The sequence below is a fragment of the Exiguobacterium sp. SH5S4 genome (genome assembly GCF_004337045.1).
Classification (GTDB): Bacteria; Bacillota; Bacilli; order Exiguobacteriales; family Exiguobacteriaceae; genus Exiguobacterium; species Exiguobacterium aurantiacum_A.
Genome location: NZ_SJUQ01000034.1, coordinates 13,774 through 27,776, shown reverse-complemented (window position 1 = coordinate 27,776; position 14,003 = coordinate 13,774). Strand labels below are relative to the sequence as shown.

The 14,003-nt window shown below is 48.8% G+C and carries 17 protein-coding genes; 7 read left to right on the top strand and 10 right to left on the bottom strand.

Annotated features, from left to right (window positions below):
• Nucleotides 1-139: 139 nt before the first annotated feature.
• From EVJ32_RS14530 to EVJ32_RS14510, 5 genes are all read right to left on the bottom strand, one after another.
• Nucleotides 140-1,468 (bottom strand): PTS sugar transporter subunit IIC, encoded by a 1,329-nt coding sequence (locus EVJ32_RS14530; RefSeq protein ID WP_131458910.1) that lies wholly within the window; start codon nt 1,466-1,468, stop codon nt 140-142.
• A gap of 12 nt (nt 1,469-1,480) precedes the next feature.
• Nucleotides 1,481-2,887 carry a glycoside hydrolase family 1 protein gene (locus tag EVJ32_RS14525; protein ID WP_131458909.1) on the bottom strand — a complete coding sequence of 469 codons (1,407 nt, stop codon included), beginning with the start codon at nt 2,885-2,887 and terminating at the stop codon, nt 1,481-1,483.
• 15 nt (nt 2,888-2,902) lie between these two features.
• Entirely contained in the window at nt 2,903-3,211 is a 309-nt protein-coding gene (locus EVJ32_RS14520; RefSeq protein ID WP_131458908.1) for a PTS sugar transporter subunit IIB, read from the bottom strand.
• Nucleotides 3,208-3,555: a PTS lactose/cellobiose transporter subunit IIA gene (locus tag EVJ32_RS14515; RefSeq protein WP_070329089.1), complete on the bottom strand. Its 348-nt coding sequence runs from the start codon at nt 3,553-3,555 to the stop codon at nt 3,208-3,210. The genes EVJ32_RS14520 and EVJ32_RS14515 overlap by 4 nt, the downstream gene beginning before the upstream one ends.
• A gap of 153 nt (nt 3,556-3,708) precedes the next feature.
• Entirely contained in the window at nt 3,709-4,419 is a 711-nt protein-coding gene (locus EVJ32_RS14510) for a GntR family transcriptional regulator (protein WP_131458907.1), read from the bottom strand.
• A gap of 194 nt (nt 4,420-4,613) precedes the next feature.
• Here EVJ32_RS14510 and EVJ32_RS14505 point away from each other — a divergent pair, with 194 nt between their 5' ends.
• Genes EVJ32_RS14505 through EVJ32_RS14485 form a run of 5 tightly spaced genes read left to right on the top strand, consistent with a single transcriptional unit; the run spans nt 4,614 to nt 6,893 of the window.
• Entirely contained in the window at nt 4,614-5,045 is a 432-nt protein-coding gene (locus EVJ32_RS14505) for a hypothetical protein (protein WP_131458906.1), read from the top strand.
• The gene (locus EVJ32_RS14500; protein ID WP_131458905.1) at nt 5,045-5,473 is read left to right on the top strand and encodes a hypothetical protein; all 429 of its coding nucleotides are present in this window, start codon (nt 5,045-5,047) and stop codon (nt 5,471-5,473) included. The genes EVJ32_RS14505 and EVJ32_RS14500 overlap by 1 nt, the downstream gene beginning before the upstream one ends.
• A 4-nt stretch (nt 5,474-5,477) precedes the next feature.
• Nucleotides 5,478-5,921 carry a hypothetical protein gene (locus EVJ32_RS14495; RefSeq protein ID WP_131458904.1) on the top strand — a complete coding sequence of 148 codons (444 nt, stop codon included), beginning with the start codon at nt 5,478-5,480 and terminating at the stop codon, nt 5,919-5,921.
• Nucleotides 5,921-6,430, top strand: coding sequence for a hypothetical protein (locus EVJ32_RS14490; protein WP_131458903.1), 510 nt, complete (start codon nt 5,921-5,923; stop codon nt 6,428-6,430). The genes EVJ32_RS14495 and EVJ32_RS14490 overlap by 1 nt, the downstream gene beginning before the upstream one ends.
• Nucleotides 6,423-6,893, top strand: a complete 471-nt coding sequence (locus EVJ32_RS14485; protein WP_131458902.1) for a hypothetical protein — start codon at nt 6,423-6,425, stop codon at nt 6,891-6,893. Before EVJ32_RS14490 ends, EVJ32_RS14485 begins: the two co-directional genes overlap by 8 nt.
• 15 nt (nt 6,894-6,908) lie before the next feature.
• On the opposite strand, the gene EVJ32_RS14480 is transcribed toward EVJ32_RS14485, so the two are convergent.
• Together EVJ32_RS14480 and EVJ32_RS14475 are read right to left on the bottom strand one after the other, a co-directional pair.
• Nucleotides 6,909-7,244, bottom strand: coding sequence for a hypothetical protein (locus EVJ32_RS14480; RefSeq protein ID WP_131458901.1), 336 nt, complete (start codon nt 7,242-7,244; stop codon nt 6,909-6,911).
• Between the two features lie 153 nt (nt 7,245-7,397).
• On the bottom strand, nt 7,398-9,752 hold the full coding sequence (locus tag EVJ32_RS14475; RefSeq protein WP_236639525.1) for a bifunctional diguanylate cyclase/phosphodiesterase: 2,355 nt from the start codon (nt 9,750-9,752) through the stop codon (nt 7,398-7,400).
• 162 nt (nt 9,753-9,914) lie between these two features.
• Between EVJ32_RS14475 and EVJ32_RS14470 the strand changes: the two genes are divergently transcribed.
• Both EVJ32_RS14470 and EVJ32_RS14465 read left to right on the top strand, forming a co-directional pair.
• Nucleotides 9,915-10,766 carry a CPBP family intramembrane glutamic endopeptidase gene (locus tag EVJ32_RS14470; RefSeq protein ID WP_131458900.1) on the top strand — a complete coding sequence of 284 codons (852 nt, stop codon included), beginning with the start codon at nt 9,915-9,917 and terminating at the stop codon, nt 10,764-10,766.
• A gap of 25 nt (nt 10,767-10,791) precedes the next feature.
• Nucleotides 10,792-11,313 carry a GNAT family N-acetyltransferase gene (locus tag EVJ32_RS14465; RefSeq protein ID WP_131458899.1) on the top strand — a complete coding sequence of 174 codons (522 nt, stop codon included), beginning with the start codon at nt 10,792-10,794 and terminating at the stop codon, nt 11,311-11,313.
• A gap of 35 nt (nt 11,314-11,348) precedes the next feature.
• Here the strand turns inward: EVJ32_RS14465 and EVJ32_RS14460 are convergent, their stop codons facing one another.
• The 3 genes from EVJ32_RS14460 to EVJ32_RS14450 form a co-directional block, all read right to left on the bottom strand.
• Nucleotides 11,349-12,677 carry an N-acetylmuramoyl-L-alanine amidase family protein gene (locus tag EVJ32_RS14460; protein WP_236639524.1) on the bottom strand — a complete coding sequence of 443 codons (1,329 nt, stop codon included), beginning with the start codon at nt 12,675-12,677 and terminating at the stop codon, nt 11,349-11,351.
• Between the two features lie 272 nt (nt 12,678-12,949).
• Nucleotides 12,950-13,201, bottom strand: coding sequence for a hypothetical protein (locus EVJ32_RS14455; RefSeq protein ID WP_070329102.1), 252 nt, complete (start codon nt 13,199-13,201; stop codon nt 12,950-12,952).
• Nucleotides 13,202-13,265: 64 nt separating this feature from the next.
• Nucleotides 13,266-13,943 (bottom strand): hypothetical protein, encoded by a 678-nt coding sequence (locus EVJ32_RS14450; protein ID WP_131458897.1) that lies wholly within the window; start codon nt 13,941-13,943, stop codon nt 13,266-13,268.
• Between the last annotated feature and the right edge of the window lie 60 nt (nt 13,944-14,003).

Below are 14,003 nucleotides of genomic sequence, written 5' to 3'. Positions count from 1 at the left end.
TCGCCCCTATCTGTTTAGTCCGAAATGCGTGAACGAACCCATAAAAATGAGAAGAGGCCACCGTTAGCGAACAAGTCGCTCCCGGTGGCCTCTTTCTTATAAATCTACTGAGTTATGTCCCAGCCTCGTCGTTTTTTACTTAGGCTGACGCTTTTTCTGCTTCTTCTTGTGCTTTCAACTCTTCACCGTACGAGACGCGGTCTTGCATGCGGACGAACGGGAGGTAGACGGCTACTGCCATTGCGATCGTGACGATCTGCAAGAGCGCTGCACGCCATCCGCCGATTAAGAAACCAGAGATGATCGGTGGTGTCGTCCATGGCACTTGAAGTGCGTTGAACGGATCGACCCAGCCCCAAAGGATTGAGAAGTACACCATGAACGATGCGATTGCAGGTACGATAACGAACGGTACGAACATGATCGGGTTGAACACGATCGGCATCCCGAAGATGACCGGCTCGTTGATGTTGAACAAACTTGGTGCAAGCGAGAGCTTACCGAGCTGTTTCAAGTGAGCCGAACGGGCGACGATAAGTGTGGCGATGATGAATCCGATCGTGATTCCTGAACCACCGAGCTTCGTGAAGACGTCGAGGAACTGGATTGTAACGATTTTCGCGTTCTCACCGGCAACGAGTGTTTCACCCGCATCGATGAGTGCTTGGTTTTGAAGCGCGTTTGCTGTAAGGAGTGGCCCCATGATACCCATGATGATTGCGGCACCGTGAATTCCACACCACCACATGACTGACATGAGAACCATGATGATGACTGCTCCTGCGAGCGTGTCTGTCAAGTTTTGAAGTGGTGATTGAAGCACGTCATAGACGACTTCTGTGAACGTACGCTCTGCAACTGCTTGGAAGACAGCGAATGTCACAGCAGCAAGTGCGATGATCGCAAGACCAGGAACGAGTGCCGAGAATGAGTTCGAAACACCAGGTGGGACACCGTCAGGCATTTTAATGCTGATCCCGCGTTTGATGAATTGCGAATAAATGAATCCGACGACTAAACCGACGACGATGGCAGCGAGGACACCTTGTCCACCTGTCCATACTTTCGGGATGACTCCGTTGACTGCTTCTCCTGATTCAGAGAGGACAGAAGCTTGTGTGATGATCAAGAACGAGATGATTCCGAGGATACCAGCTGGTACGCCTTCAATCTTTTCGTTTTTGACGTACGAGTAGGCGATTCCGAATACCCCGATTAAAGCGAGGATGTCAAACGTCGCACCGACGACTTGCGTGAGTGGGAGCGTCCAATCGGCTCCGAATAATCCTGACATGAACTCGGCCCAACCTGGAATCGGTAGTGCCAAGATAAGCAGGAACAGTGAACCGATGATCGTCATCGGCATTGTCAGGATGAATCCGTCCTTAATTGCAAGGACGGGCTTTGCGTTCGCAAAACGAACGAAACCTGGAGTGAACTTTTCAAATACTCTTTCTAAGCGGCTCATGGGGAAACCTCCTTATAGGTCTTCAGCGCGCGTGGCGATGATCTCTTTGTACCAATGGAACGACTGTTTCTTCTTGCGGGCGAGACCGTTAGCGTGGTCAACATAGATGAAGCCATATTGCTTCTTATATCCGTTGAGCCAGCTGAGGAGGTCGATGACCGACCAAGCGTAGTAACCTGAAACGTTGATGCCTTCTTGAACGGCATGTTTCACGGCACGCAAGTGGCTTTCGATGTACTCGATCCGCGGTGTATCCATAATTTCTTCGCCGACGATTGGGTCAACATCACCGAGACCGTTCTCTGTAATGTAGATCTTGACGTCGCCGTAACGAGCTTTGAGCATGCGGAGCCCTTCGAGGAACGCGTCTGGCGCGATTTCCCAGCCCCACTTCGTGTAAACCTTGTCTTCCATCTCGACTGTCTTGTAGACGCCGTCGAACGATGGGTTACCTGGGCGGCCCGTCGAGTTCTCACGGCCACCGGCCATGACGAGCGCTGTGTCATTTTTCATGACGCGTTGCGGGCAGTAGTAGTTGAGACCGATGAAGTCGTTCATCGGAGCCGTGCGTTTGAGCAGGTCGAGTTCTTCTTCCGTCCAGTCAGGGAGCAGGCCTTTCTCTTTAAGTCCTTTGACCACGTACTCAGGGTAAGTCCCTTTCAAGATCGGGTCATAGAACCAGTGTGTCGCATATTCGTTCGCATGCATCTCGGCGAACTTGTTGTCCGGGTCGTTGTCGATGCTGAACGATGGGCTGAACACGTGTGTGATGCCGATCTCACCTTCGTAACCGGCTTCTTTGAAGAGCTCGATTGAACGGGCGTGAGCGACAAAGACGTTATGTGTCGTTTGGAAGTACGCTTTGACATCACCTTCGATACCTGGTGGGTGTGCTCCTGACAAGTAGCCGAGCGAGCAGAAGATGACCGCTTCATTGAACGTGATCCAGTGACGGACACGGTCGCCGAACGATTGGAAACAAGTATCGGCGAAACGAACGAATGCGTCAACTGTCTCTTGGCTGCGCCAACCGCCTTTTTCTTCAAGTGCCTGTGGAAGGTCCCAATGGTAGAGCGTCACGAACGGTACGATGTTGTGCTTCAAGCACTCGTCGATCAAGTTGTTGTAAAACTCGAGGCCCTTCTCGTTGACTTCGCCAGAACCGTTCGGGAAGATACGTGGCCATGAGATTGAGAAGCGATATGACTCGAGTCCCATTTCGGCCATAAGCGCGATGTCTTCTTTATAACGGTGGTAATGGTCGACAGCGACGTCGCCATTCGTGTTTTCAAATGTCTTTCCAGGAATTTTCGAGAAGACGTCCCAGTTCGAGACGCCTTTCCCGTCCTCGTTCCATGCGCCTTCGACTTGGTAAGAAGCCGAAGCAGCGCCGAACAAGAAAGTTTTAGGCATTTTCAAAGTAGTCACCTCAGTTTATTTATTTACAAGCTTAAGTGCGTGGTCTAGTACTTTCGTTCCGTTCATCATGCCGTAGTCGACTGTGTTGATGACGTCGATTGGAACGCCTTTTGGCTCACAGATCAGTTTGCCTTTTGAAAGCAAGTACTTCACTTGTGGTCCGAGAAGAGCGACGTCGAGGTCGTTCACATACGTTTCCATTTCTGATTCTGGGTAGGCTGCGATTTCTGCCTCGAGGCCACGTTCAGCGGCAACCGCTTTCATTTTTTCTACTAACATACTTGTTGACATACCTGCTGCGCAGAAGAGTCCGATTTTCATCATTTTTGATCCATTCCTTTCAATTGGTTGATTTCGTTTTGCATGTTCATCATGTAGCCGAGCATCTCTTTTACGAGGATCGTGTTCATCAAATGGTCTTGCGCGTGCACCATGAGGACGCCGACTGTCGCCGTTTTCCCTTGTGCTTCGAGCGTGACGAATTTTGTTTGGATAGCGTGTGCTTCTTTCAACGTCGCGTCACCGGCTGTCACCGCTTCAGCTGCTTCCTCTGGCTTGCCTTCTTGCATGAGGAGCATTGCGTGGTGGTAACTTGCTTTCGCGTCACCTGAGAGGGCGATTAAACCGAAGATGTCTTCGGGTGTAATTTCGATTGTTTCAGAAACCATAATATCTCTCCTTTTTTGTATGGATAACTAAGATTCATAGGTACAAATTCTATAGTTTGATACTAGCACGACACCGCTTACATGTAAACCCTTTCTTTTTGAATAAAATGTGAACGAAAAAAAACGCACGCGAGATCAACCTCTCGAGTGCGTTTAAGACTTGATGTTAGAGACTTTCAGCATCTTAACATGGCGGAAATGATGTGTCGAGCGCGATACGTCGAAGATTTGACCGTTCGTTAAATAGACGGTGTTGTCGACGAGAAGGGCCGGATCGTTTTCGTTCAACCCGAGTAAGGCGGCATCATCGGCATTCAAGAAATCGGCGTAAATGACGCGGTCGGCAAAACCGATGGCGAGCTTTTGGTCGTTACGGAAGTAGTTATAGATCGACTTCTCGGTGATGTTTCGATCGAGATAGACAACGAGGTTTTTGCGGAAGTACGAATCTTCGAGCGAGAACGGGTGGTCGTCGACGAGACGCAGCCGCTTGACGTAATAGACAGGCGTCCCGACCGGACACTTCATCCGTTCCGCGACTTTCTCGTTTGCCGTCGTCTCCTCAAAAGCGAGGACATGTGTCTCGACTTTTCGTCCACTGAAGTCGCTCGTGAGACCTTGGAGTTTTTCGAGGTTCACATAATCGCTGTCGTAATGGTCACGGACGAAGACGCCGCTCCCTTGGACTTGATATGCGTAGCCTTTGTTGACGAGAATCTCGATCGCTTTCCGGACCGTGTTGCGGCTGACGGCGTATTTCGTCGCATATTCGTCTTCCGTGAGGAGTTTGTTCGTATGCTGATAGACGTGATTGACGATATCCGTCTCAATCTGTTCTGCGACTTGCTTATACTTTGGGGCCATGAATGTTTGCACCTTTCACATCAATTTGTAGGAATGAATACGCTATCATTATAGCAGAAATAATTTGCAACGGTCGTAAATCATTCGCCAATTGTTGAAAAACGTCGAATGATTATTGAGGGAATATTTGGATAACTTGAAACCCCACCGTTTCATTTCCGTATACAATAAGAGAATAGTAGGGAGGGGAAGTCATGAATCAACCGACACGAATTGAACAAGAGACGGCTTGGAAGAAGCAACAGACACGGGTCGGATACATCTTTTTAAGCGTCGTGGTATTGGCCATCGTCTTATCCTTCTTTGGGAAGCAACTGTGGCTCATCATTCCTCTCACTCTCGTTGGGGTCAGAATGCTCATGTTAGACGTGCAGAAATACCAGATGAGACGTGCGCGTTTAGTCGATTTCGCTACGCGGAAGGTGTTAAGACGACATCTCGTGTACGATATCGTGAGCTCGATCGGTTTACTCATTTTAGTGAGTGGCCTGTTGGTCTTCAATCAAGACGACCTGTATTGGGCGTTCGGGGTGTTCATTTGGGGGACGTTGACAGAAACGGTGTCACGCCGTTTGAATCAACATGATCCGATATTACGCTCGCTTGAAGCGGAGGAAGTGACATGATGTCAAATCGATTAGAACAGGAACGGACGTGGGTTTGTTCGTTCCAACAACTCATGTATGGGATTGTAGGGATGTTTCTAGTCGTCATTCTTCCAATCGTTTGGTGGACGGACAGTCTGTTTTGGGGCATCGTCTACATGGCACTCGTGCTCGTTCCCGTCAATGTGATGTATATACGTCGCTATCAGATGCGACAACGGTTGAATCCGAAATTGACGCATCGCTATCGCCAACAGTTGGGAAGTGACATGTTGAATACGGTTGCCTTCTTTATCGCATTGAACGGCAATGAATTGTTGGGGGCGAAAGTTTTCTATACAGTCGGTTTACTCGTGATTGTGTTAGCCGGATGGATGACGATGAGAATCGATAAGCGGATGAAGCAGGAAGATGTATGGCGTTCTACATATAAAGAAATAGGGAGGTGAGGAAATGGACCAGGTGCGACACGATGTTAAGAGAGTCGTCAATATTCGAAGGTATGGTGTCCCGATATGGATTGTTTATATGGCCACCTTTCTATTCGCGCTTTTCTTTGAACAGATCTGGCTCATTCCCTTGATGTGGTTACTCGCAATTTTTCTCATCATCATGGGGAATAAAGAATATCGCATCATGCGTCATTTTGCAGAAACTTTTCAAACCCTCAAATTGCTTCGCATACAATATGCAATGACTTGGTTGGATGCACTATTGCTTTCGACTTCAATGACGGCGCTGGTTCTCAATCACTCAATCGGATTTTTGATTGGGGCTTTATTTGCTATGATGCGTTTTACCGATTCTTATCGAGACCGATTGATTAGAAACAAACTGAAAGCGGTTGACCCTGACATGCCGACATACGACCAAGTGATTGAAAGGATGAAACCATAATGGAACTATCACCGCAAACGAAACAACAGATCGATACAGTGTTGCGAATGGATAAATGGACAAGCTGGGGCGTCGGCATAATCGGTGTGTCAGCAATTATCGGCATGCTGATTTACGCGTCGTATTGGGAGATGCCGGATTCATTTTTCCTGATATTCATGTTCTCTATATTTAGTCTCGTCGTCACGACAGAGGTGATGCGTTTTCGGATGTGGCGCCGCTTCGTGAAAAATGAGAAGGCGCGAAAGCTGTTGATGCTGCGGCATACCGCTTATTTACTGGGACTTGTCGCTCTCGGCTACTACGGGATCGTTGTGTTCAATCAAACGTCGCAGCCGCAATCGTTCCAAGCATTTCTTTTATCACAAGCCTTTTTCTGGGGCGCGACGTTCTTTGGGAAATGGCTCGACCGTATCATTCAAAAACATGATGGGAACTATTTGACGGATCAAGATATCAAAGCAATTAAAGAAGCGCGGGAAATTGAAAAGGAAGAACGATATGGATAAGCGGAGCCAGATGCGTGAATTGACGGCGTTCGATGAGGCAAAGCATTCCACGGTCGCGTTCATCTCAGCGGTGTTCGCTGGGCTCATGTTTTTCTCGCTAGAATGTGGCTGGCTCTCGCCGGTGATGGTTATGTTTCTCGGTGCGGTAGCGAGTCTGCCGGACTTCCGGAAAATGTGGCGTCGTGAGAACATCAAGAAACAGTATTTACAGTCGCGGGAAGCGAGGCGGCTCATTCACTTCAATTCATTGTTCGGGCTCATCTTCCTACCGCTCATTTTGGTATGGGTATATGCGCTGCTGACGGATTTGATTTCGCTCCAAACGTTTGCGTTGATTGGTTTGGTGGCGTATTTGATTGCCATCGTCGAACAACGTTTGTATGAACGCCACATGGTCACTCTCGACAACAACTATGTCACCGAAGCCGAATTGCGAGAAGAACGAAAATGGGGGAGCGCATGAGCGCTTTCCCCGTTTTCATTTGAACGTACGGATGATGAAGTAAAGGCAGCCGAGGAAGGGGATTAAGAACAGTGCACCGAGCCATTCGCCTTGGCCGAAAACGATCCAGGCGAACAACTGGAACGATAGCAGACCAGCGGCGACGAGTCCGGCGAAGCGGAGCGCTTTCGGTCGCTTTGATGGTTCCTCCCACCACTCTTTAAAGAACGGCAAGCTGAACAACAGCGCCAAGCCGAGAAAGAACGCAGCCGGAAATACGAGCATATCCCCGCGCGCGTTCTGTCCGTTAAACTGCAGCCATTTCGAGAGAATCGATAAGGTGATGCCGATGACGAGAAAGAGCCCGCTCATATCCGTTCCTCCGTTTCATCTCTATATACTATTATCATGCACGAACCGCAGCAAACGAACAAGTCTCAAAAACGCTTGCGGTTCGGGCACGAATGTCCCCCTGGCATAGGAGATTTTTTGCATACGAAAAGACTGCAGCGAACTGCAGTCTCGTTAAGCCCGGGTCTTCCCGAACTCGATATAGGTCGTGACCGATTTGACGTGCTTCACGACGTCTTTCTCGCGAAGCGGACGACTGAAGTAAAAGCCTTGGACGTAGTCGCACTGCTCATTGAGCAACCATTCGAGTTGGTCAGACGTTTCGACGCCTTCCATCAACACTTTCATGCCGAGGTTATGGCCGAGTTGGATCATCGAGCGGACGATCGCTTCTTGGTTGCGGTCTGTGAACAAGTTGACGATGAACGAGCGGTCGATCTTGAGCACTTGGACCGGAAGTTCGCGCAGTTGGCGGAACGACGAGTAACCAGTCCCGAAATCATCGAGCGAGATCAAAATCCCGTACTGATGAAGTTGGGCGAGCTTCTCGCGTGTCGACGCCTCGTACGACAACATCGATGATTCCGTCACTTCGAGCTCGAGGAACATCGGGTCCATGCCGGTCTCTTGTAAGATGATTTGGAGCGTCTCGACGAAGTCTTCACGCGCGAACTGGAGCGGTGACACGTTGACCGAGAGCGTGAACGGCTTGACGCCGGACTTGTTCCAGCGTACCCAAGCGAGACACGACTCGCGCATGACCCAGTTGCCGATCTGATGGATCAGTCCGGTGTTTTCTGCGATCGGGATGAATTCGGTCGGTGTGACATCGCCGAGTTCGAAATGATTCCAACGCAAGAGCGCTTCGACGCCTTCGAGTCGATTTTTCGTGAGCGATACTTTCGGTTGATAGACGAGCGTGAACTCGTGACGATCGAGTGCGTGAATGAGCGCTTTCTCGATCTCGACCGTGCGTAAAATTTGATGTTTCGATTCGTCTTCAAACTCTTTAATTTGGTTTTTCCCGATCCGTTTTGATTCGTGGACGGTGAGTCGCGCGTATTGGACGAGCTCGTCCGCGGACGTCGTGTCTTTCGGATAATGACTGACGCCGGCGCTCATCGTGAGCTCGACGGTCGTCCCGTCGATATCGAACGGCTGCGAGATCGCTTTAATACACTTCTCCGCTTTTTGTTTGGCGAGTGTGCTGCGCTTATCGAACAGTAAGATAATGAATTCCGAAGCACCGACTCGTGTCAAAATGTCATCTGGATGGATCGTGACGCGAAGACGTTCGGCGATTTGCATCGTCAATTCGTCCGTGCCGTGATGTCCGAGCATATCGCTCAAGAAACGCCAGCGGTCGATGTCGATGTAAAGACAAGCGACTGGGTCCTCGATTTGAATATGTTCCGTAAGGATGCGTTCGAGCTTGTGGCGGTTCGGCAGATCAGTGAGCGTATCGTGATACGCCATATGTTCGACGAGACGTTGTGAGGCGATCGCCTCCGAGACGTCCCGTAAAAACCAGAGCACTTGGTCCATCGTTTCACCTTTGAGCGGATAGCTCGTCACTTCAATCGTCTTATCGTCGATCTCGACCCGTCTCGGGTCATAGAACGGTTGATTGATCGTCAAGGACGAATGATAGTCTTGGAAAAAAGTATCGTCCGTCTGATCAAACAAACGATAAAACGCGGTGTTGGCGTACTGGATCACACCATCTTTCGTCGTCGTGACGACCGCATCCGTCGTCGAATCGAGAATCGTCGCTTGGATGAGTTCTCGTTTTTTTAGATGATGATCGAGCGTGAGCGACAAGAAGAAGATGACAAACAAGATGACCGTGATCGCCGTGACGAGCCAGGCGAGGAGCGACGGTTCGACGGCATTGGCGAACGGACCGTTCGCTTCGATGAACGCGAACGATGACGCGGCCATGCCGACGAAATGCATCCCGAAAATCGCGATGCCCATGAGCAGTGAAAAGAACACTTTTAACTCGAGGTCAATCTTTTGTTTGGCGTACTTCGAGTAGAAGCCGATCCATAAGGCGATAAGTGAGGCGGCGATGGCGATGATGATCGACAACATGGCCAACCATGGATCATACGAAATCGCGACGCCTTGAATCGCGTCCATACCGACGTAATGCATGCTGGCGATGCTGATTCCCATCAACAGTCCTGCACCGATCAAAGCAGGATGAGTCTTACGGCGCGAGACAATCAAGAAGCCAAAGATACAGCCGGCCATCGCAATGATGACGGACAGTAAAACGAGAGGGATCGAATATGTGACGGGGCGCAACGCCTCGTGAGCGAGCATGGCGATGAAGTGCATCGACCAAATCCCGAGTCCGAGGGTGGCACCGCCCGCCAAAATCCACATATTTTGGGTGGAGCGATTCGTCGCATTCACGCGGCGTGCCAGTTCGATGGCAGCATAAGCGGAAACGGCGGCGATAATATAAGAAAGAATCACGAGAAAGTAATTGTGACTCATCGAGTGTTCGACTACTGGTTCCATGTGTACCTCGCTAGTAAATGTGATTTTGTTGTAATTCTGATTATACCTCGGCAAATAGTAGCCGACCTATCATTTTGCTTCGTATGGTAAAAATATTTTGCCGGTGAAGTAGGCAAGTCGCTTCTAGAGTGGGTAAACTACATATAAAAGGAGGCGGAGCGCATGATCCCGACACGAAAAGAAGTCATAACGTTTATCATCATCGCGTTCGCGTTCTCATGGTTAAGCTGGTGGGGGCTCTATACGTGGACAAGCCTGCCGATTCTAGCGACCGTCTTGATCGGTTCGTTCGGACCGAGCGTGGCCGGCGGTTATATGGCGTTTCGAGAAAACGGATGGAGTGGGGTGCGGACACTGTGGAAGCGAGGCTTCGAGTGGCGGATGGCTGGTAAGTACTATGCGTTCGGCCTGTTGCTCATCCCGTTCTTATTTGTCCTCGCGTACTGGCTGACCGATGCGAGCGGTGCGTTACTGTTGAACGAACCTTGGCTCGTCATCCCGTACTTCCTCTACATGTTATTTCTCGGGGGAACGATTCAACAAGAGTATGGTTGGCGCGGGTATTTGCTCGACGCGCTGCAACTCAACAAGACGCCGCTCCAGGCGAGCCTGTTCGTCGGCGTGGTGTGGGCGGTTTGGCATATTCCGCTCTTCTTGATGACGGGCACCGGACAGGCATCCCTCCCGTTTTGGGCTTACGCCGTCGCCATTCTATCGTTTACGTTGATCATCTCGTGGTTATATAACGTCACGACGATGAACTTATGGGCGGCTTTTTTACTGCATACGACGTTTAACGTCTCGTTTGCCCTCGTCCCCTTAATCGAGCCGGGGCAGGTCTCAATCGGGTTTCTTTATTTGACGCTCTTGTTGTTCACGACGGCAATCGTGCTCGTCTGGAAGACGCACGGGCATCTCGGGTATGACCATCTCGAACAACTCGAGGCGGTGGAAGGGTCGCATCAACCGAACGTTACGGTAGGCAGAGACGCGGGTAAAGAAGGAAACGTATGATTATGGATAGAGGGAAGTGGAAATATTGAACTTTCGTCCGCTTGAACGAGATGATGTCAAACCGCTCCAGCGTTTGTTTATGGAGAGTCTGAGCGATTTGATCCGCCGGGAACAGTTTGAAGACGCTGATTTGTTGGACGAGGAAGTGGCGCGCTTGAATACGACCGTTCAAGATAGTTTGGATGATGAGACTGTCCAATTGTTTGTCGTGCTAAAAGACGACGTCATCGTTGGAACAGCGGCCATCCTTCCTCCGAACGAGATTATCACGGCACATCTCGATGTCGAGCCGGACGTACCGGAAGTCGGATGCATCTATGTGACGCCGAGTGAGCAGCGGCAAGGGGTCGGTCATTTCTTGCTTAAAAACGTGATGGACGAGCTGTTGAGCAGGGGACAGCCGATTTTTTATCTCGATGCGGGGTTTCCGACTTCCCAAACGTACTGGGAAAAACGGATGGGTCCACCTGTACTCACGATCGACCATTACTGGGGACTCGGCGCGCCTCATAAAATCTGGCGGTGCGATGTGACGCAATACAAATAGAGACCCAGCTGAACATGCAGCCGGGTCTCTTTGAATTAGTTAGATGAACGCATGAATTGATGAATGCCGGAAGCAGTCGCATCAGCCATCCGTTGACGATATGTCGTACTCGTCAGATGAGCGCGATCGTTCGCGTTGCTAATAAATCCGTATTCGACGAGCGTCGACGGGACGGTATTCTTTCCGACGACGTAAACGTTTTGATATTTCACACCACGGTTGCGGATGGTCGGGATGCGTACGCCGAGTTCACGGTTGATGGCCGCTCCTAAGTTACGACTTGCGGAGGCATAAGGATTCGTCGTGTAGCTTTCCGTCGTCGGGACGAGGACTTCATGACCGTGGTAGGCTGTACTCGGTGCCGAGTTGGCATGGACGCTTACAAAAGCGCTCCCTTTATAAGACTTTGTCAACGAGACACGCTGGGCTAAGGATAAATAGCCATCGTTTGCACGAGTCATTTTGACGTTATAGTTGTACGTGCTCGAGAGAGTGTTCGCCAGGCGCTTAGCGATGTCGAGTGCAATGACTTTCTCTTGGACAGATCCGTAAACCGCACCCGGATCGTTCCCGCCATGACCGGCATCGATGACGACGGTGCGTCCTGATCCGGTTGAAGTAGTGGGTGTCGTCGTTGTGCCCGCTTTCAAATAGCGCGCTGCGACGTAGCCGGTTTTCCCACCGTAAGAGACTTTATACCACGAGCCATACGTCCCTCGGTAAGTCACATTGCGGCCAGATGGGATGGTAAGCAATACCGTTCCGGTCGTCGAGGCACTCTTCCGCAAGTTCAAGTTGACAGTCGTTGTATAAGCTTTCGTCGAGCTTGTCGTTGTCGATGGACTTGAAGCTTTTAAATATTGTGAGGAGACGTAACCGGTCTGTCCGCCATACGTCACTTTGTACCATGAACCGTATGTGCTGACATAAGTCACTCGTTTCCCTGTTGGAATCGTCAACAGAATCGTACCTCTCGTCGAGGCGCTTTTCCGTAAATTTAAGTTGACGGTTGTCGTATAGGCTTTCGTTGAACTAGTCGTCATCGTCGAAGCGGTTGTCTGCTTCACATACTGTGAAGCGACGTACCCCGTCTTGCCACCGTAAGAGACTTTATACCACGAGCCGTACTTGCTTATATATTTGATCGTCGCGCCTGCTGGGATTGTCAGAAGGACTTTGCTCCAAGTCGCTGCACTAAGGCGAAGATTTAAATTAGCTGTTGTTTTATATGTAGTGGCCGCTTCGACACGAGTTGATTCAAATCCGGTCTGTGAAAGCTCGAGCGGGATGACTGCTACGCCAGTGAAGACGAGGGATGTGCTAAGTAAGAGTTTTAAATGCCAAGGTGTTTTTTCTATATTCAATCGTGATTCGCTCCTTTTTCTTGAATCTTTGAAATAACGATGAAATGAAATCGTCTTCATGTCTTCGCTATTATATAAGCAAACAAGAAAAAAATGGAGATTAATATGTAAATTGTTTATCTTTTTTTTAAAAAATAGAACGATAGTCGCACCCGGAATAAAAAAGAGACACGAAGATAAACTAAATTATCTACCTATAAAAACACCTCAAGAAAGTGGGACTCTTAAGTCCGAACTTCTTGAGGTGTTCATATGAGAAACGCTTTTTGAAATTAGATAAGACGTGGAAGCTCTTCAGAAAAGGGTTTAGTTGTTTCCACAGCTTGAGTAATACGTGGAGCTTCTTCAGCAAACTTTCTGATTGGTGATTCAACTTTAGTGATGCGTGGAGCTTCTTCAGCATATTTTAAAACTGGAGCTTCGATTTTAGTAATACGTGGAGCTTCTTCGGCTAGTGGTTTAAACGAACTTCCTAGTAGAAAAATTGCTGCGGCGATAAAAAAGAATCCTGTTGCTTTTTTCATGATTAAATTCCTCCGATGTGTGTTGGTTTATGTGGATAAGCTGTGATCCCTAGTGTGATGTCGCTCAGTAGTCAGAGAGTGGTGATTCTAGCAATGTGTAGATTGCTTCAGATTGTTGTTCAATCCGTGATTCAAAATCTCCGATGAATTGTTGTGGCATGTTCGGTTCATAGAGCGTAACTTTGTCAGACTCTTCTGTCGTAGCAGATGACAAAATTGGAACATGGGCTTCTTGACTGAGCAGTGTGCTGCAAAGAGGAGGAAATTGATTTTCAAACTGTTGGAGTGGTTCTGGTCGCCAGCAGATTGATGCTTCTGGAAGAATATATAAGATGTGTCCTTCTTTCAATAAAGATAGACACTGGCTGATAACAATTTGTTGATCCTGTTCAATGTTGATATAGCCGAACTCTTGAAAATGTTTCTCATAGACTGTTTTTGAACTGCGCTTTAGAATAGAGAGAGACAGTTCAGGCCCAAGAATGTATAGCTTTTTATGAGAACGATTTTCTTGAAGCGTTCTAGCGATTAGTTTTGGTAAAGCCTGATAGTAATCAATTTGAAACGCGTTGAGGATAAAGCCTTTAGATGAACGTAACAATTGGGTCAAATGTTCTAATCCCTCGAACTGATTAGTGTCAGTATAGGAATAAGAAGCCTTGAAAGAAGACGTTTGCTTCGACTGGAAGTATATTCTAGGCTTAATGTAATCTTCTGCAAGTAAAAAGTTTAATTTACCCATATGATGTATTCACCTCCATTGACTTAGATTCCTTTTATTTTTTTAGGTTGAATCTTTGTA